A 17,789-nucleotide genomic window follows, 5' to 3' on the forward strand; every position below is an offset into this window, starting at 1 on the left:
GAGCTGAAGTCTGTTTCGGAGAGATATGGGAGGCGCCCAAGTGGACGCGGGACTCAAGCGCGAGCTGGAGCAGAAGGTCCGGGACGGTGAGCGGCTGTCCCGCGAGGACGGGATCGCGCTCTACGAGTCCGACGACCTGGCCTGGCTGGGCGGGCTGGCCCATGAGGTGCGTACGCGCAAGAACGGCGACGTCGTCCACTTCAACGTCAACCGCCACCTCAACATGACCAACGTGTGCACCGCCTCGTGCGCGTACTGCTCCTTCCAGCGCAAGCCGGGGGAGAAGGACGCGTACACGATGCGCATCGAGGAGGCCGTCCGTCTCGCCAAGGCGATGGAGGGCGAGAGCCTCACCGAACTGCACATCGTCAACGGGCTGCACCCCACCCTGCCGTGGCGCTACTACCCGCGTTCGCTGAGCGCGCTGAAGGAAGCGCTGCCGGAGGTCTCCCTCAAGGCGTTCACCGCCACCGAGATCCACCACTTCGAGACCATCTCCGGGCTGTCCGCCTCCGAGATCCTCGACGAGCTGATCGAAGCCGGTCTGGAGTCGCTGACCGGTGGCGGCGCGGAGATCTTCGACTGGGAGGTCCGCCAGCACATCGTCGACCACGCCACCCACTGGGAGGACTGGTCGCGCATCCACCGGCTCGCGCACGAGAAGGGTCTCAAGACCCCGGCGACGATGCTGTACGGGCACATCGAGGAGCCCCGTCACCGGGTCGACCACGTGCTGCGGCTGCGCGAGCTGCAGGACGAGACCGGGGGCTTCCAGGTCTTCATCCCGCTGCGTTACCAGCACGACTTCGTGGACATGAAGGACGGCAAGGTCCGCAACAAGCTCCAGGCACGGACGACGATGGCGACCGGCGCGGAGGCGCTGAAGACCTTCGCGGTGTCCCGTCTGCTGTTCGACAACGTCCCGCACGTCAAGGTCTTCTGGGTGATGCACGGCGTGCAGACCGCCCAGCTTGCGCTCCAGCACGGTGCGGACGACATGGACGGCTCGGTCGTCGAGTACAAGATCACGCACGACGCGGACAACTACGGCACGCCCAACAAGCTCGGCCGTGAGGATCTGCTGGACCTCATCCGCGACGCCGGTTTCCGGCCCGTGGAGCGCAACACCCGGTACGAGATCATCCGCGAGTACCCGGGCCCGGACGCGGAGCGGCGCGAGTCGCCGCAGCCGATGCGGGTCTGACCCGGCGCGCGCCCGTCGCGCGCGCAGTGCAGTGCGAAAGCTCCGGCCGCCGTCCCCGGCCGGAGCTTTCTCGCGTTCCGGACGCTGGTTGAGCCGACCGCGAGTAATGGTTAATCTGCGGCCATGGCACTTACGTTTGAGCTGGATCCCACGTTCGACCGGTCGGTCCGGGACGGTATAGCCGAGCTCTGGGCCGATGTGTCCAACGCGGGCGGCGCGGTGGGCTTTGTGCCGCCGGTGACGACCGAGGACATCCGGCCCGAGCTGGTCAAGCATCTCGCCGCCATGACCGAGGGCCGGACCAGGCTCCTCGTCGGCTACGACGACCGGGGCGCCGTCGCAGCGACGGCCTTCCTCACCCACAACACGCACCGGCTGATGGCGCACTGGCTCTGGATCTACACCGTCATGGTCCACCCCCGCCACCAGGGCCGCGGCTACGGCCGCGACCTGATGGCCGCCGCCGCCGACGCCGCCCGCACCATCGACGGCATCGAGGCGATCCGGCTCACCTGCCGCGGCGGCACGGGCGCCGACCGCTTCTACAGCGCCTGCGGATACAAGGAGGTCGGACGGGTGCCGGGGGCGATCCGGGTGGCCGAAGGCGACGATCGCGACGACGTCATCATGCTGCTCCCGCTCGGCTGAACACGTCCGGTGGACCCATGCCCGGCGCATGGTCGGTGCGGCCCTCCTGACCGGCCGATTGTGGGGCATGCTTCACTGGTCGGGCAGGACTGTCGTACGTAGAGAGAAGGCCAGCTGTGTCCGCTGCCAAGCCGAGCGCAACGATCCGGTACACCGCGATGCGTCTCAGCATCTTCGTCGGCTGCCTCGTCGTCGCCGCCATCGCCGTCAACTTCGGTCTCATTCCCTCCGGTGCGGGGGGATCCAACATCGTCTGGGTCGTCCTGCTCGCGCTGGTGCTTTCCGCGCCGCTCAGCTACGTACTCCTGCGCAAGCAGCGCGACGAGATGTCCGAGCAGATCGTGTCCTCGGTCGACCGTGCCAAGGCCCGCCTCGAGGCGAACCGCACCCGCGAGGACAGCGTCACGCAGTAGTGGTTCGGTGAGAGCGGCGTAAGGGCTTTGTAAGCTTCCTCACACCCGCCCCCTTTCTTCTCGAAACCCCAGCACCGGAGCGAGCGCTCCTGTACTGGGGTTTTCGCGTCCCAGGGGCCCGCGGGCCCTCGGCTGCCCACCCCGCAGGTCCGCAGGAGCCCAAAGAAGACCTTTGAGGTTCTCAAAGTTCAAGTGTTAACGTGTTCGACATGAAGACAGCTGTGCGCCTCCGACCTGCCACGAGCATCCCGCTCGTGGAGCGCCTTCATGTCGATCTCTGCCGCTGTATGTCCGCGGTCTGTTGCCGCAACGTCTGATACCGGCATCATGCAGCGGCGCCGTCCTGACACGGGCGCCGCACCCCCGTCCCCCGCACACCGTCCCCGTGCGTCCCGATGCGTCACATCTGGAGTGTGTCCGTGTCCGCGAACCCCGCGTCCACCACGACCGATGAGCCCTCCGGCTCCGGTTTCCGCATACCCAAGGTCCCGTTCTGGGCCCAGATCGTCGCCGGCCTCGTGCTCGGCGTCCTGCTCGGGTGGCTCGCCCGCAGCCAGGACATCAACTGGCTCTACACCACGCTCGACAAGGTCGGCCACATCTTCGTCCAGCTGCTGAAGCTGGCCGTCGCGCCCCTCGTCTTCTTCGCGATCCTGGTGTCGATCACCAACCTGCGCAAGGTCAACAACGCCGCCAGGCTGGCCACCCGCACCCTGCTCTGGTTCATGATCACCTCGCTGATCGCGGTCGCCATCGGCCTCGCGATCGGCCTGATCACCAACCCGGGCTCCGGCACCGGCCTCACGCCGAAGGACGGCAAGCTCCCGGAGCACTCCGGCTCCTGGCTCGACTTCCTGACCGGCATCATCCCGGACAACGTGATCACGCCGTTCACCGAGCTGAACGTCCTGCAGATCGTCTTCATGGCCGCCGTCGCCGGCATCGCCGCGCTCCAGCTCGGCGAGAAGGCGCAGCCGATCCTCACCCTCAGCGAGTCCGTCCTGGAGCTCCTCCAGAAGGCTCTGTGGTGGGTCATCCGCCTCGCCCCCCTCGGCACCGTCGGCCTCATCGGCTACGCCATCGCCGACTACGGCTGGGACCTGATCGGCAAGTACGCGACGTTCACCGCAGACGTCTACATCGGCTGCGCCCTGGTGATGTTCGGCGTCTACCCGCTGCTGCTCGCCACCGTCGCCAAGGTCAGCCCGCTCCAGTTCTTCAAGGGCGCCTGGCCCGCGATCCAGCTGGCCTTCGTCTCCCGCTCCTCGGTCGGCACGATGCCGGTCACCCAGAAGGTCACCGAGCGCCTCGGCGTCCCGAAGGAGTACGCGTCCTTCGCGGTCCCGTTCGGTGCGACGACCAAGATGGACGGCTGCGCCGCGATCTACCCGGCGCTCGCCGCGATCTTCATCGCGCAGATCTTCGACGTGCAGCTGGGTGTCGGTGACTACATCCTCATCGCGTTCGTCTCGGTGATCGGTTCGGCGGCCACCGCCGGTCTGACCGGCGCGACGGTCATGCTGACCCTCACCCTGTCGACGCTGGGCCTCCCGCTGGAGGGCGTCGGCCTGCTGATGGCCATCGACCCGATCCTGGACATGATGCGGACGGCTACGAACGTGGCCGGCCAGGCGCTCGTCCCGGTGATCGTCTCGGCGCGCGAGAAGATCCTCGACCACGACGCGTACAACTCGGCCGCGGCCTCCCCGATCGACGACGCCGAGGTGCGCGACACCGAGCCGGAGCGGGTGGCGGTCGCCGCCTGATCAATCCCCGGCACGGTCCGGCGTACGCATGGGCCCCTTCTCCGACCCGGAGGAGGGGCCCACGCGCGTGTCCGGGCCGTACCGGTCCGGGACCGGAGGTGACCCGGCTGCCCCACTGCCGCGCCGCGGTGACGCCCGGGAACCGCGCTGCGCGCCGGGCCGGAACGCGGGGTATCCGGCCATCGGGTGGTCCGGTGACCCGGCGCGAACCGGCCCCGCGCCGTACGCTTACCGAGGAGTAGGGCATCGGGGGCGGGAGGAAGTCGACGTGGGTGCTGTGAAGAGCAAACGGATGCCGCGTGCGGTGCGTGAGCAGCAGATGATGGATGCCGCGGTGCGGATCTTCGGGCAGCGCGGCTTCCGTGCGGCCTCGATGGATGAGATCGCCGAGCTGGCCGGGGTGTCCAAGCCCCTGGTCTACCTCTACCTGAATTCCAAGGACGAACTCTTCTCCGCCTGTATCGGGCGTGAGGCAAGAGCGCTGGTCGAGGCGGTGCAGGCGGGTGTGGAGCCGGGGCTTCCGGCGGACCGGCAACTCTGGGAGGGGCTGCGGGCGTTCTTCACGCACACCGCGGAGAACCCGGACGGCTGGGCGGTGCTGTACCGGCAGGCGCGCACGCACGGGGAGCCGTTCGCCGGCGAGGTGAACGTGATGCGTGAGGAGATCGTTGCGTTCGTGACGGGTCTGATCGGGGCGGCGGCGCGCGAGGTGCACCGCGATCAGGCGCTCGCCGACCGCGATGTGGCGGGGCTGGCGCAGGCGTTGGTGGGCGCCGCGGAGTCGCTCGCCGGATGGGCGAACGAGACCCCGGGCGTCTCGGCCAAGGAGGCCGCGGCCACCTTGATGAACTTCTCCTGGGCGGGCCTGGAGAACCTTATGAACGGCCGTCCCTGGTTGCCCCCGGGGCAGGGCGCCGGCCGGGCGTAGCGCCGGGCTCCGCCTCCGTCGTCCCCGTCAGGTGGACGCGGCCGTCGGCGCCGCGCAGTTGGAAGGCGGTGCCGTCCGAGGCGTAGGTGACGGTGCCGGGCAGCAGGACGGGGGCCCTGAAGGCGGCCCGCACCGAGCGGATCAGGTGCGGCTGCGGGGCTTCGGCGAGACAGCGGGCCACGGTCCACATGCCGTGGGCGATGGCGCGGGGGAAGCCGAACAGCCGGGCGGTCAGCGGGTACAGGTGGATCGGGTTGCGGTCGCCCGACGCGGCGCCGTAGCGGCGTCCGATGCCGGCGGGCAGCCGCCACTCGGTGACGGCGGGGAGGGGCGGTTCCGGAGCGGCGGCCGGCGCCGTATCCGTACGCGTCGCATGGCGGGAGAGGTAGCCGCTGCGGGACTCCCAGACCAGCTCGTCGGCCAGCCTCGCCTCCGTGACCACGGTGACCTCGGTGCCGCGCCGGTGGGGTGTCAACGTCTCCGCGTACACCGTCAGTTCGAGTGCGTCCGTGGGGTGCAGCGTCCGGTGGGCGGTGATCTCGATCCAGGTGTGGACGAGTCCGGTGACCGGGAGCGGGAAGTGGCGCCCGGTCATCAGCCGCATGGCGAGCGGGAAGGCCAGGACGTGCGGGTAGGTGACCGGGAGGGGGCCGGCCTCGGCGAACGAGCAGATCCTGCGGTACGCGGCCAGGGGGCCGGGGGCGGCCGGTGCGGCGGGCAGGTGGAGGCGGCCGGCCGGCAGGGTGGCGTCCGGCCTGCCCGCCCGTTTGAACGGCGAGGTGAGGGCGCCGCGGGCCAGGGAGAGCAGCAGGCTCGGCATTCCGGTCACGCTCCCAGCAGGCTCTGGCCGCAGACCCGGACGATCTGGCCGTTGACGGCGCCGGAGGCGGGCTGGGCGAACCAGGCGGCCGTTTCGGCCACGTCGACCGGGAGGCCGCCCTGCGAGAGGGAGTTCATCCGGCGGCCCGCCTCCCTGATGAGGAGCGGGACGGCGGCGGTCATCTTCGTCTCGATGAATCCGGGGGCCACCGCGTTCACCGTGACGCCGTGGCCGGCGGCGGCGCGCGGGGCGAGCGAGCGGACCAGGCCGATGATGCCGGCCTTGCTGGCCGCGTAGTTCGTCTGGCCGTTGTTCCCGGCGATTCCGGCGATGGAGGCGGTGGCGATGATCCGGCCGCCTCGGTTGACGGTGCCGGCCTTCAGCAGGGCGTCGGTGGTGCGCAGGACGCTGTCGAGGTTGACGTCGATGACGGAGGCCCAGCGGTCGGCGGCCATGTTGGCGAGACGCCGGTCGCGGGTGATGCCGGCGTTGTGCACGAGGATGTCGAGGCCGTCCGGGGCCGCGGCGGCGATCCGTTCGGCGGCGTCGTCCGCGGTGATGTCGAGCGGCAGGGCGGTGGCGCCGAGCCGGTCGGCGGTGCGGACCAGGTCCTCCTGGGCCTGCGGGACGTCCAGGCAGATGACGTGGGCGCCGTCCCGGGCGAGGACGGAGGCGACCGAGGCCCCGATGCCGCGGGCCGCGCCGGTGACCAGTGCGGTGCGGCCGGTGAGTGGTGCGGCCCAGTCGGCGACGGGGTCGGGGGCGGCGTCGTTCACCTCGATGACCTGGCCGCTGATGTACGCGGACCGGGGGGAGAGCAGGAAGCGCAGGGTGGACTCGGCGCCGGTGACCGCACCGGGCGCGATGCGCACCAGCTGTACCGTGGCGCCCTTGCCGATCTCCTTGCCCAGTGAGCGCACGAACCCTTCGAGGGCTTGCTGGGCGGCGGCCTGGTGGTGGTCGTCGGGCGAAGGGTGCGTGCCGAGGACGACGATGCGGCCGCCCGGTGCGAGCGAGCGGACGACGGGGTGCAGTGCGGCGTGCACGGCTCCGAGTCCGGCGGCGGTGTCGACGCCCGTCGCGTCCAGGACGATTCCGGCCGGCCGGTCGGCGCGGGCCACGACCTCCGGGCCGCATACGGCGAGCACGGCGCCGAGTTCGTCCGTCACGGCCGAGTCCCCGGCCGTGAGGTGGATGACCGGGCCGGGGAGGTTCGGGGTCTCCAGGGTCCAGCGGCGCAGCCGCTCCGGCTGGGGGAGGCCGAGATTCCGGGTCAGAAATCGGCCGGTTGCTGTGCCGGTGAGGTGCAGATAGCGGTCGGCCATTGTCCAGACTCCCTGCTCGGTCGTAGATTTACTCTGGAGTAAGGTTACTCAAGAGTCAGGAGTTGGTCGAGATGAGTTGGTCGAGATGATCCCCCTCGCACTCCCGCAGCCCCGCAGGGTCGCGGTCATCGGTGGCAGCCGTATCCCCTTCGCGCGCTCCGACGGGCCGTACGCGCAGGCCTCCAACCAGCAGATGCTCACCGCCGCGCTGGACGGGCTGGTCGAGCGGTTCGGGCTCCAGGGGCACCAGGTCGGCGAGTTCGTCGCGGGCGCGGTCCTCAAGCACAGCCGGGACTTCAACCTGGCCCGGGAGGCCGTGCTCGGTTCACGGCTCGACCCACGCACGCCCGCGTACGACATCCAGCAGGCGTGCGGCACCGGTCTCCAGGCGGTGATCGCCGCCGCGAACAAGATCACCCTCGGGGCGGTCGACTCCGCGATCGCGGGCGGCGTGGACACCACGAGCGACGCGCCGCTCGGCGTCAACGACGAACTGCGCAGGCTGCTGCTTTCGGCCCGGCGCGCGAAGTCGACGGGCGGCAGGGCCAGGGCCCTTGCGGGCGTACGTCCCCGGCACCTCGTCCCGGACATCCCGCGCAACGCCGAACCGCGCACCGGTCTCTCGATGGGCGACCACGCGGCGGTCACCGCCCGGAAGTGGGACATCGGCCGCGCGGAGCAGGACCTCCTCGCCGCCACCAGCCACCAGCGGCTCGCCGCCGCGTACGACCGGGGCTTCCTGGACGACCTCGTCGTCCCGTACCTCGGCCTGGACCGCGACCAGAACCTGCGTCCGGGCTCCACGGTGGAGAAACTCGCCACGCTGAAGCCGGTGTTCGGCGCGGACCACCCGGACGCGACGATGACGGCGGGCAACTCGACGCCCCTCACCGACGGCGCCGCGACCGTGCTCCTGGCGAGCGAGGAGTGGGCCGAGCGCCACGGGCTGGAGCCGCAGGCGTACCTCTCGCTGTACGAGACGGCCGCGGTCGACTACGTGGGCGGTGAGGACGGGCTGCTGATGGCGCCCGCGTACGCCGTGCCGCGGATGCTGGAGCGGGCCGGACTCGGCGTCGAGGACTTCGACCTCTTCGAGGTCCACGAGGCCTTCGCCTCCCAGGTGCTCGCCACGCTGGCCGCCTGGGAGAAGCAGGGGCTCGAGCCGCTGGACCGGGACAGGCTCAACGTCGCCGGGTCGTCCCTCGCGACCGGGCACCCGTTCGCGGCGACGGGCGCGCGGATCGTCGCGACCCTCGCGAAGCTCCTCGCCGAACGCGACGCGCCGGGCCGCGGGCTGATCTCCATCTGTGCGGCTGGCGGCCAGGGGGTCACGGCGATCCTCGAACGCGTGTGAGCCGCAGAACAGTTGCGCACTGTCCGACGAAGGCCCCGGGCCTGCCGCCGGGCGGACCCAGGTGAACCGCCCGACCCCGATGCTGAGGAGCCGCACGTGTCCACGCCATCCGCCCCTTCCCCCGCACCCTCCACGCCCGTCCTGGTCGAGCCGACGAAGGTCAGGGCCGCCGACGGCAGTGTCCAGCAGGTCTCCGTACCGGCGTTCGCCCGACCGGTGCGCCGCGGGTCACTCGCCGAGATCCCGTTCGACAACGTCCGTGAGGCGCCCACGGACGCCGTTCTCAGCCGCAAGCAGCCGGACGGCACCTGGCAGGACGTGACCGCTGCCGAGTTCGGTGCCGAGGTCCTCGCCGTCGCCAAGGGCCTGATCGCGGAGGGCCTGCGGGGCGGCGACCGCATCGCGATCATGGCGCGTACGACCTACGAGTGGACCCTGCTCGACTTCGCGTCCTGGGCCGCCGGCCTGGTCACCGTCCCCATCTACCCGACCTCGTCCGCCTTCCAGGCCCGCTGGATACTCCAGGACTCCGGCGCGGTCGCCTGCGCCGTCGAGACGGCCGAACAGGGAAGGATCATCAGCCAGGAACGCAAACAGCTCGGCGACCTCACCCACCTCTGGCAGTTCGACACGGGTGCGCTGGGCCGGCTGAAGAAGCTCGGCAAGGACGTCCCGGACGAGGTCGTCGCCGCTCGCCGCGCCACCCTGGAACCGGAGACTCCGGCCACTCTCATCTACACCTCGGGCACCACCGGCCGCCCCAAGGGCTGCGTCCTGACGCACGGCAACTTCTTCGCCGAGGTCGACAACGCCATCGAACTGCTGCACCCGGTCTTCAAGTCCGTCAGCAAGTACCCCGCCTCGACACTGCTGTTCCTGCCGCTGTCGCACGTCTTCGGCCGGATGGTCGCGATCGGCTGCCTGCGCGCCCGGGTCCGCCTCGGCCACGCCCCGTCGATCCGGACCGAGGACCTGCTCGCCGATCTGGCCGGCTTCAAACCGTCGTTCCTGCTGGCCATCCCGTACGTACTGGAGAAGGTCTACAACACCGGCCGCGCCACCGCCGAGAAGATGGGCCGCGCCTCGTCCTTCGACCGGGCCGCACGCATCGCCCAGCGCTACGGCCAGGCCGTCGAGGCCGCCGAACACGGCACGGGACCCGGTCCGGGGCTCGGCCTTCGGGCGGCCCGCGCGCTGTACGACCCGCTGGTCTACCGCCGTATCCGGGCCGCGCTGGGCGGCCACGTCCGCTACGCGATCTGCGGCGGCTCCCCGCTGGGCCACCGCCTCGCCGCCTTCTACGCGGGCGCCGGCATCGAGATCTTCGAGGGCTACGGCCTGACGGAGACCACGGCCGCCGCCACCGTCACCCCGCCGCTCAGGCCGCGCCTGGGCACGGTCGGCTGGCCGATGCCCGGCACCGCCGTACGCATCGCACCGGACGGCGAGGTACTGCTCAGCGGCGGCCAGGTGTTCCAGGGCTACTGGGACACCGAACGCGGCGAAGCCGTCCCCGCCCTGGACGGCGGCTGGTTCGCCACCGGCGACCTGGGTGCGCTCGACGAGGACGGCTACCTCACGATCACCGGCCGCAAGAAGGACATCATCATCACGTCGGGCGGCAAGAACGTCACGCCGGCCCCCCTGGAGGACTGGCTGCGCGCCCACCCGCTGGTCAGCCAGTGCATGGTGGTCGGCGACAACCGCTCGTTCATCACGGCCCTGATCACCCTGGAGCCGGACGGGCTGTCCCACTGGCGGCAGATGAAGAAGAAGGGCGACATCCCGATGCGTGATCTCGTCCACGACGAGGAACTGCGCGCGGCGCTCCAGCGCGCGGTCGACGAGGCCAACCGGCTCGTCTCGCGGGCGGAGTCGATCCGCAAGTTCACCGTCCTGCCGGTGGACTTCACGGAGGAGGGCGGCCATCTGACGCCGTCCCTGAAGCTGAAGAGGGACGCGATCGCCCGGGACTTCGGGGCGGAGATCGAGGAGCTGTACCGGAAGTAGGGAGGGCGGTGGCTGCTGCCCGTCCTGCGCCGGCCGAGCGGCGGCTCCCTCGTTCTCGAGCGGACGGGGGAGCCGCCCACGGACGTCGGCGAGCCGCTGTGGGGGTGGCACAGGGTGTTGCGGGCCCGGAGGGGCGGCTGCATGATCCCCGGATGGACGACAGACCGAGCACATTCCCCACTTCACTGCCGGCTCTGCGCGCCGCAGCGCGCGAAGCGGGCTTCACCCTGTCCTGCGAGGAGCGCACCGGCAACCTGCTGGCGGTCCTTGCGGCCCACTGTCCCGGTGGCCGCATCCTCGAACTCGGCACGGGTGTGGGCGAGGGCGCCGCCTGGCTTCTCAGCGGGATGGACGACGCTTCTCAGCTGGTCACGATCGAACTCGACGAAGCCGTGCAGAAGGTCGCCCGCGAGCAGCTGGGGTCCGATCCGCGGGTGACCTTCGCGGCCGGAGACGGCGGCGAGTGGCTGCAGAACTATGACGGGGAACCCTTCGACCTGGTGTTCGCGGACACCTGGCCCGGCAAGTTCACCCACCTGGAACGAGCCCTGCAACTCGTGGCCCCTGGCGGAACGTACCTGATCGACGACCTCGACCCGCAGCCTGGTTGGCCACAAGGCCACGGTGCCTCGGTCGAGCGGCTCTTGACCGAGCTGGAGGAACGCCAGGACTTCCGGTCCGTGCGCATGGCCTGGGCGAGCGGGCTCCTCATGGCGGTGCGGTCGGCCCGGTCCTGAGAGCGATCAAGGGCGCGACGGCCGACCGGCTTTCACCACCCCTTGCCTGATGGTGCGTCAGGTACGACTATGGCTCCGCTCGCGATATGACGTGCCGTCAGATACGCGCAGCGTCATGCCAGGTCGTTCCAGGGGAAGGAGGCCGTTCGGTGCCGATACTGCCCGCCGGACCGCTGTCGTACGGGATGCAGCTCCCGATCCAGTCGCAGAGCGCCATATACGCAGAGCCGTGGGAGGCCGGGGCCACCCCGGCCGACCTCGCCGAGATCGCACGCACCGCCGACCGTACCGGCTTCACCTATCTGGCGAGCTGTGACCATGTCGCCGTCCCCCGCAGGCTCGCGGGGGCGATGAGCACCGTCTGGTACGACCCCGTCGCCACGCTCGCCTTCCTCGCGGGGATCACCGAGCGCGTACTGCTCATGAGCCATGTCGCCGTCGTGGGGCTGCGGCACCCCCTGGCCACGGCCAAGCAGTACGCCACCCTCGACCACCTCAGCGGCGGCCGGCTGATCCTCGGGGTCGGGGCCGGGCACGTGCGCGAGGAGTTCGAGGCGCTCGGGGCGGACTTCGACGGGCGGGGCGGCGTGCTCGACGAGAGCATCGACGCGCTCAAGGCCGCGCTCGGGCCCGAGGAGTATCCGGAGTTCGCGGGGGAGCGCTTCTCCTTCAGCGGGCTCGGGCAGCTGCCCCGGCCCGCCCAGGCGCGGGTGCCGGTCTGGGTGGGCGGCTCCTCTCCCGCGGCGGTGCGCCGGGCCGCCGTGCGGGGGGACGGCTGGCTGCCGCAGGGTGACCCGCGGGAGAAGCTGCCCGCGCAGATCGGCCGGCTGTACGCGCTCCGTGAGGAGGCGGGCGTCGCCGAGCCGGTCGTCGTCGGGGCCATCACCGAGCCCCTGTACGTGGGGGAGCCGGACTGGCCCGTGGGGCGGCGGACGCTCAGCGGGAAGCCGGAGGCCCTCGCGGAGTCGCTGCGGGAGTACGGCGCGATGGGGGTGCACCAGATCCAGGTGCGCTTCCGGAGCCGGAGCAGAAGTGAACTGACCGATCAGATGGCGGCGTTCGCCGCCGACGTCGCACCTCACCTCGACAACGTCGACAGGTAGGAGTCAGGCCATGGGCAAGCTGGACGGGCGGGTCGTGCTGATCAGCGGCGCGGCGCGCGGACAGGGTGAGCAGGAGGCGCGGCTCTTCGCGGCCGAGGGGGCGCGGGTGGTCATCGCCGATGTGCTCGACGAGCAGGGTGAGGCCCTCGCGAAGGAGCTGGGGGAGGATGCGGCGCTCTTCGTGCACCTGGATGTGAGCCGGGAGGAGGACTGGCAGGCGGCCGTCGCCACCGCGAAGGGTGCCTTCGGGAAGATCGACGGGCTGGTCAACAACGCGGGGATCCTGCGCTTCAACGAGCTGGTGTCCACGCCGCTGGAGGAGTTCCAGCAGGTGGTGCAGGTCAACCAGGTGGGGGCGTTCCTGGGGATCAGGAACGTCGCGCCCGAGATCGCGGCGGCGGGCGGCGGCACCATCGTCAACACCTCCTCGTACACCGGGCTCACCGGCATGGCGTTCGTCGGCGCGTACGCGGCGACCAAGCACGCCGTGCTGGGGCTGACCAGGGTGGCGGCCGTGGAGCTGGCCGCGAAGGGCATCCGGGTCAACGCCATGTGTCCCGGCGCCGTGGACACCCCGATGACCAATCCGGCGGCCCTGGACCCTGACGCGGACCCGGAGGAGACGGCGGAGGCCGTGGGGGCCCTCTACAAGAAGCTCGTGCCGCTCGGGCGGATCGGCCGGCCCGAGGAGGTGGCGGCGCTCGCGCTGTTCCTGACCTCGGACGACTCCTCGTACATCACCGGTCAGCCGTTCGTCATCGACGGCGGGTGGCTGGCGGGCGTCAGCCTGTTCTGACTGTGCCGGTCCCGGCGGCCGAGCCTGACGGGGCGTCAGCTATTGACGGGTCGGGGTGTCGGTGGAACAGTCGGACGCATCATAATCTGACGGTGTGTCAGAAACGATTGAGGACGGTGAATCCCCTTGGAATTCGGGCTCTTTGTACAGGGGTACGTGCCCGCCGCGCGGGCCAAGGCCGACCCCGGGGCAGAGCACAAGGCGCTGATCGAGGAGACCGAGTACGTCATCCAGGCGGACAAGTCCGGCTTCAAGTACGCCTGGGCCTCCGAGCACCACTTCCTGGAGGAGTACTCGCATCTCTCGGCCAACGACGTGTACCTGGGCTATCTCGCACACGCCACGGAGCGCATCCACCTCGGCTCCGGCATCTTCAACCCGCTCGCCCCGGTCAACCACCCGGTGAAGGTGGCCGAGAAGGTCGCCATGATGGACCACCTCTCCGAGGGGCGCTTCGAGTTCGGCTCCGGCCGCGGGGCGGGCACCCACGAGATCCTCGGGTTCATGCCGGGCATCACCGACATGAACCACACGAAGGAACTCTGGGAAGAGACCATCGCGGAGTTCCCCAAGATGTGGCTCCAGGACGAGTACGTCGGCTTCCAGGGCAAGCACTGGTCGCTGCCGCCGCGCAAGATCCTGCCCAAGCCGTACGGGAAGTCGCACCCGGCGATGTGGTACGCGGCCGGCTCACCGCCCTCGTACGCCATGGCGGGGAAGAAGGGCCTCGGCGTGCTGGGCTTCAGCGTGCAGAAGGTCTCCGACATGGAGTGGGTCGTCGAGTCCTACAAGAACGCGGTCAAGGACGCCGAGCCGGTCGGTGACTTCGTCAACGACAACGTGATGGTGACCTCCACGGCGATCTGCGCCGAGACGCACAAGAAGGCCGTCGAGATCGCGGTGGGCGGCGGGCTGAACTACCTGCAGTCGCTGCTCTTCCGCTACCACGACACCTTCCCCCGGCCGGAAGGGATCCCGGAGTGGCCGGAACTGCTGCCGGAGTACTCCGAGGAGATCATCGAGCTCCTGATCGCCGAGGAGCTGATGATCTGCGGTGACCCGGACGAGGTGCTGGGTCAGTGCCGGCGGTGGGAGCAGGCCGGGGCGGACCAGCTGAGCTTCGGGCTGCCGATCGGGATCAGTCCCGAGGACACGCTGAACTCGATCAAGCTGATCGGTGAGCACGTGATCCCGAAGATCGACACGGACCCGGTCCACCGGACGACGCGGTTCCGCGACGCGGCGTAGCCGCCCGGCCCCCGGTACGGGGTTTTCGGGGGCGCTGCCCCCGTGCCCCCGCTCCGCAATCGCCGGAGGGGCTTGATCGTGCCCGGCGAGGGCTTGATCCGGCCCCCAGGGGCTTTCCCCCGCACACGGGCGGCGTCTTCCCGGACCGCCGCTCCGCGCGCCGGGGTGCGTACCGCGGCCGTACGCACCCCGGCGCGACACACCACACGGAGAAAGGGACCCCGTCATGCTCGACCACCTCATCCGCGGAGCGACCGTCGTGGACGGCACCGGCGGGCCCTCCTACCTCGCGGACATCGGCATCCGGGCCGGCCGTATCGCCGTCATCGCGGAGCCCGGCACCGTCGCCGAGGAGGCCGCGACGTCCGAGGACGCCACCGGCCTCGTCCTCGCCCCCGGATTCGTCGACCCGCACACGCACTACGACGCGCAGCTCTTCTGGGACCCGTACGCCACCCCGTCGATGAACCACGGCGTCACCACCGTCGCCGGCGGCAACTGCGGGTTCACCCTCGCCCCGCTCCACCCGGACCGCCCCGAGGACGCCGACTACACCCGGCGCATGATGTCGCGGGTGGAGGGCATGGCCCTCAAGGCCCTGGAGGAAGGCGTCGACTGGAGCTGGTCCAGCTTCCGCGAGTACCTCGACGCGCTCGACGGTCGCATCGCCGTGAACGCCGGATTCATGGTCGGCCACTGTGCCCTGCGACGCCACGTGATGGGCGCCGATGCCGTCGGCGGACAGCCCACGCCCGCCCAACTCGACGCCATGCTCGCCCTCTTCCACGACGCGATGGACGCGGGGGCATGGGGCCTGTCCACCACCCAGTCCTCCACGCACTCCGACGGCGACGGGCAGCCGGTCGCCTCCCGGCACGCCCTGCCCGAGGAGCTCCTCGCGCTCTCCCGGGCCGTCGGCGAGCACGAGGGTACGCAGATCGAGGCGATCGTGGCCGGCTGCCTCGACCAGTTCTCGGACGAGGAGATCGACCTGTTCGTCGACATGACGGCAGCCGCGGGACGCCCGCTCAACTGGAACGTCCTGACCATCGACGCCGCCGTACCCGAACGCGTACCGCGCCAGTTGATCCCCAGCGAACGCGCGCGCCGTGCGGGAGGCCGCGTCGTCGCGCTGACGATGCCGATCCTCACCCCGATGAACATGTCGCTCGGCACGTTCTGCGCCCTGAACCTGATCCCGGGCTGGGGCGACATCCTCGCCCTCCCCGTACCCGAACGCATCGAGCGGCTCCGCGACGCGGACACCCGCGCCGAGATGCTGCGCCGCGCCGACAGCAAGGAAGCAGGCGTCTTCCGCCGCCTCGCGAACTTCGGCCGGTACGTCATCGGCGACACCTACAGCGCGGCGAACGAGGGTCTCAGCGGCCGCGTCGTGAAGGACATCGCGGCCGAGCGCGGCCAGGACGCCTTCCACTGCCTCGTCGAGATCTGCGCGGCCGACGGCCTGCGTACGGTCCTGTGGCCGATGCCCACCGACAACGACCCCGACTCGTGGGCCCTGCGCCGGCGCACCTGGGAGCACGAGGACGTCATGCTCGGCGGCTCCGACGCGGGCGCCCACCTGGACCGCATGTGCGGCGCCCCGTACACGACCCGCTTCCTCGGCGACTGCCTGCGCGGCCGCAGGCTCATGCCGCTGGAGCGAGCCGTCAAGATGCTGACCGACGACCCGGCCCGGCTCTTCGGCCTGCGCGAGCGCGGCCGTGTCGAGGAGGGCTTCCACGCCGACCTCGTCCTCTTCGACCCCGAACGCATCGACGCGGGCCCCGCCACCCTCGTCCACGACCTGCCGGGCGACAGTCCCCGGCTGGACTCCAAGGCCCTCGGCATCGTGTCGGTCCGCGTCAACGGGGTGGAGACCCTGCGCGACGACAAGGTGACCGGCGCGGTCCCCGGGACGGTGCTCCGTTCCGGCCGCGACACCCGGACGGTGAGCACCCTGTGACCACGGACCCCCAGCGGCTCTTCATCGGCGGCGAGTGGACCGAGCCTGCCGGCGGCCACTACGAGGTGATCGACCCGGCCACGGAGGACGTCGTCGGCCTCGCCCCCGAGGCGACCCGCGCGCAGGTGCACGAGGCGGCCGCCGCGGCCCGCGACGCCTTCGGCCCCTGGTCCCGCACCCGCCCGGAGGAACGCGCCGCGATCCTGGACCGCGCCGCGGACCTGATGCAGCGCGACTTCACGGCGAACGCCGCCCTCGCTCAGGCGGAGAGCGGCGCGACCACCGGTACGGCCCGCGGGATGCAGGTAGCCGTGGGCGCGGCCCGTTTCCGGCGGTATGCGAAGGGTGCGCTGGAACCGGTCGAGCACGCCGTCCCGCCGCAGATCAACGAGGCCGGGCCGATGGGCCGGGCCGGGATCTTCGGGGCGCTCGCCGTCCGGCAGCCGGTCGGCGTCGTCACCTGCATCACCTCGTACAACAACCCCTGGGCCAACCCGGCCGGCAAGATCGCTCCGGCGCTCGCGATGGGCAACACGGTCCTCGTGAAGCCGGCCCCGCAGGACCCGCTCTCCGTCTACCGGATGGCGGAGGCGCTCGCGGAGGCGGGTGTGCCGGCCGGCGTCGTCAACGTCGTCAGCGGTTCGGCCCCGGACGTGGGCGAGGCCGCGGTCGACTCGCCGGACGTCGACATGGTCAGTTTCACCGGCTCCACCTCGGTCGGACAGCGCATCGCGGAGGTCTGCGGCCGGAGCATGAAACGGCAGCTGATGGAGCTGGGCGGGAAGGGCGCGGCCGTGGTGTTCGACGACGCCGACCTGGACTCGGCGGTCGCGGGCATCGGGACGACGTTCTCCTTCTACAGCGGGCAGATCTGTACGGCTCCGACCCGCGTCCTGGTCCAGAGGGCCGTGCACGACGCGCTGGTCGAGAGGCTCACCGCGTACGCCGGGTACCTGACGGTGGGCGATCCGAGGGCGAAGGGCACGGTCGTCGGCCCGGTCATCTCGGCCGCCCACCGCGACCGCGTCGAGTCGTACGTGGAACTGGGGCGCAAGGAGGGTGCCCGGGTCGTCACGGGCGGCGAACGCCCGGACCCGACCGGCCGCGGCTTCTACGTCGCGCCGACGCTGCTGGCCGACTGCACCAACGACATGAGGGTGGTGCGGGAGGAGATCTTCGGCCCGGTCGTGGTGGTCGTCCCCTTCGACGACGACGAGGAAGGCATCGCGCTGGCCAACGACAGCGACTACGGACTGATCGACTACGTCTGGTCCGGCGACGTCTCCCGCGCTTTCCGGACGGCCCGCCGGCTGCGGGCCGGCGGGGTCGGGGTGAACACCATCGGCCGCAACATGGAGGCCCCGTTCGGCGGGTTCAAACGCAGCGGTGTCGGCCGGGACGTCGGCTCGTACGCACTGCACGCGTACAGCGAACTCCAGTCGATCGTCTGGCCGGGCTGAGGGCCTGCGGG

15 protein-coding genes are annotated in these 17,789 nt (G+C 70.9%); 13 read left to right on the top strand and 2 right to left on the bottom strand.

The features are described 5' to 3' along the window. The first annotated feature begins 40 nt into the window (after positions 1–40). From mqnE to ABZ434_RS00585, 5 genes are all read left to right on the top strand, one after another. On the top strand, positions 41–1,204 hold the full coding sequence (gene mqnE / locus ABZ434_RS00565; protein ID WP_266786235.1) for an aminofutalosine synthase MqnE: 1,164 nt from the start codon (positions 41–43) through the stop codon (positions 1,202–1,204). 123 nt (positions 1,205–1,327) lie between these two features. Beyond that, a complete protein-coding gene (locus ABZ434_RS00570) occupies positions 1,328–1,852 on the top strand; it encodes a GNAT family N-acetyltransferase (RefSeq protein ID WP_359131014.1) in 525 nt (174 codons plus the stop codon). A gap of 158 nt (positions 1,853–2,010) precedes the next feature. Then, positions 2,011–2,265, top strand: coding sequence for a DUF4229 domain-containing protein (locus ABZ434_RS00575; protein WP_148022106.1), 255 nt, complete (start codon positions 2,011–2,013; stop codon positions 2,263–2,265). A 419-nt stretch (positions 2,266–2,684) separates the two neighbouring features. After that, positions 2,685–4,031 carry a dicarboxylate/amino acid:cation symporter gene (locus ABZ434_RS00580; RefSeq protein ID WP_359131015.1) on the top strand — a complete coding sequence of 449 codons (1,347 nt, stop codon included), beginning with the start codon at positions 2,685–2,687 and terminating at the stop codon, positions 4,029–4,031. A 292-nt stretch (positions 4,032–4,323) separates the two neighbouring features. Further along, positions 4,324–4,959: a TetR/AcrR family transcriptional regulator gene (locus ABZ434_RS00585; protein WP_359131403.1), complete on the top strand. Its 636-nt coding sequence runs from the start codon at positions 4,324–4,326 to the stop codon at positions 4,957–4,959. On the opposite strand, the gene ABZ434_RS00590 is transcribed toward ABZ434_RS00585, so the two are convergent. Further along, entirely contained in the window at positions 4,907–5,779 is an 873-nt protein-coding gene (locus ABZ434_RS00590) for a MaoC/PaaZ C-terminal domain-containing protein (protein ID WP_359131405.1), read from the bottom strand. The genes ABZ434_RS00585 and ABZ434_RS00590 overlap by 53 nt on opposite strands. A 5-nt stretch (positions 5,780–5,784) precedes the next feature. Beyond that, positions 5,785–7,104, bottom strand: a complete 1,320-nt coding sequence (locus tag ABZ434_RS00595; RefSeq protein WP_359131016.1) for a 3-oxoacyl-ACP reductase — start codon at positions 7,102–7,104, stop codon at positions 5,785–5,787. Between the two features lie 85 nt (positions 7,105–7,189). On the opposite strand from ABZ434_RS00595, the gene ABZ434_RS00600 reads away from it, so the two are divergent. The 8 genes from ABZ434_RS00600 to ABZ434_RS00635 all read left to right on the top strand — a co-directional run bounded on the left by ABZ434_RS00600 (position 7,190) and on the right by ABZ434_RS00635 (position 17,778). After that, positions 7,190–8,458 (top strand): acetyl-CoA C-acetyltransferase, encoded by a 1,269-nt coding sequence (locus ABZ434_RS00600; protein WP_359131018.1) that lies wholly within the window; start codon positions 7,190–7,192, stop codon positions 8,456–8,458. 96 nt (positions 8,459–8,554) lie between these two features. Then, the gene (locus tag ABZ434_RS00605; protein WP_359131019.1) at positions 8,555–10,468 is read left to right on the top strand and encodes an AMP-dependent synthetase/ligase; all 1,914 of its coding nucleotides are present in this window, start codon (positions 8,555–8,557) and stop codon (positions 10,466–10,468) included. A 152-nt stretch (positions 10,469–10,620) separates the two neighbouring features. Beyond that, a complete protein-coding gene (locus tag ABZ434_RS00610) occupies positions 10,621–11,205 on the top strand; it encodes a class I SAM-dependent methyltransferase (RefSeq protein WP_359131021.1) in 585 nt (194 codons plus the stop codon). Positions 11,206–11,354: 149 nt separating this feature from the next. Continuing rightward, on the top strand, positions 11,355–12,308 hold the full coding sequence (locus ABZ434_RS00615) for an LLM class F420-dependent oxidoreductase (RefSeq protein ID WP_359131022.1): 954 nt from the start codon (positions 11,355–11,357) through the stop codon (positions 12,306–12,308). Positions 12,309–12,318: 10 nt separating this feature from the next. Next, positions 12,319–13,104 carry a glucose 1-dehydrogenase gene (locus ABZ434_RS00620; RefSeq protein WP_359131023.1) on the top strand — a complete coding sequence of 262 codons (786 nt, stop codon included), beginning with the start codon at positions 12,319–12,321 and terminating at the stop codon, positions 13,102–13,104. A 126-nt stretch (positions 13,105–13,230) separates the two neighbouring features. Next, complete coding sequence (locus tag ABZ434_RS00625) at positions 13,231–14,352, top strand: LLM class flavin-dependent oxidoreductase (RefSeq protein WP_359131025.1); 1,122 nt, start codon at positions 13,231–13,233, stop codon at positions 14,350–14,352. Between the two features lie 226 nt (positions 14,353–14,578). Next, positions 14,579–16,318, top strand: coding sequence for a D-aminoacylase (locus ABZ434_RS00630; RefSeq protein WP_359131026.1), 1,740 nt, complete (start codon positions 14,579–14,581; stop codon positions 16,316–16,318). Further along, the gene (locus ABZ434_RS00635) at positions 16,315–17,778 is read left to right on the top strand and encodes an aldehyde dehydrogenase family protein (RefSeq protein WP_359131028.1); all 1,464 of its coding nucleotides are present in this window, start codon (positions 16,315–16,317) and stop codon (positions 17,776–17,778) included. The genes ABZ434_RS00630 and ABZ434_RS00635 overlap by 4 nt, the downstream gene beginning before the upstream one ends. Positions 17,779–17,789: the final 11 nt, after the last annotated feature.

This window comes from Streptomyces sp. NPDC005761 (genome assembly GCF_040630635.1).
GTDB lineage: Bacteria > Actinomycetota > Actinomycetes > Streptomycetales > Streptomycetaceae > Streptomyces.